At 55.2% G+C, this 871-nt stretch carries 2 protein-coding genes; both read left to right on the forward strand.

Translation table 11 applies throughout. From position 1 onward, the window contains the following. On the forward strand, window positions 1–452 hold a 452-nt coding region (locus ACRXB1_RS36910), incomplete at its 5' end, for an Hsp70 family protein (protein WP_449494889.1). Window positions 453–745: 293 nt separating this feature from the next. Beyond that, the coding region (locus ACRXB1_RS36915) for a Clp protease N-terminal domain-containing protein (RefSeq protein ID WP_449494861.1) at window positions 746–871 on the forward strand (126 nt) is incomplete at its 3' end.

Below are 871 nucleotides of genomic sequence, written 5' to 3' on the forward strand. Positions count from 1 at the left end.
TCGTCATCAAGGCGAACTCGGGTCTGTCTGACGCCGAGATCGACAAGATGGTGAAGGATGCTGAAGCGAACGCTGACGAAGATCATCGTCTGCGTGAACTGGCCGACTCGCGCAATCAGGGCGACGCGCTGGTGCACAGCACGAAGAAGGCCGTGGCTGAACACGGCGACAAGATCGAAGCGGCTGAAAAGGAACAGATCGAAGCCGCGTTGAAGGATCTTGAAGAAGCGCTCAAGAGCACGGCGAGCGACAAGGCCAGCATTGACGCGAAGATTGAAACGCTGTCCACGGCGTCGCAGAAACTCGGCGAAAAGATGTACGCCGAGATGGCTGCAGCGCAAGGTGCGGCGGGCGCGGCAGCAGGTTCAGCAGGCGGTCCGGGCGCGCAGGCGGCGCCGGAACATCACGACGACGTTGTCGACGCCGATTTCAAGGAAGTGAAGGAAAGTTAAACGATCGAGTTGCCGTTTTAGCTTCACAACATGGCAGAAAATATACATGGCAGGTAAACGTCTGCGCATGGACGGCGAGCGAGACTGGAAGTAGAAACCGCTGGCTTCTCTTACCGAAGGCGGTTTGCCAGTCGACGACGAGTTTCGTAGCATGACTCAAAGCACTTTACGAACGTCCATGCTCTAAGTTTGGATCGAGTCGCTTAATTTTCCGATTTTTAGGGGATTGGCTGTGCGCTTTATGGGTAGAACTTGACCCGAGCAATGCAGTTTAACGTTTGAGCATAGACGCTATGAGAATCGACAAGCTCACGACCAAGTTTCAGGAAGCACTGGCCGACGCGCAGAGTCTCGCCGTCGGCAACGACAATCAATACATCGAACCGGTTCATCTGCTTGCTGCGCTGATTGCGCAACAG

Source organism: Caballeronia sp. M23-90 (assembly GCF_053574605.1).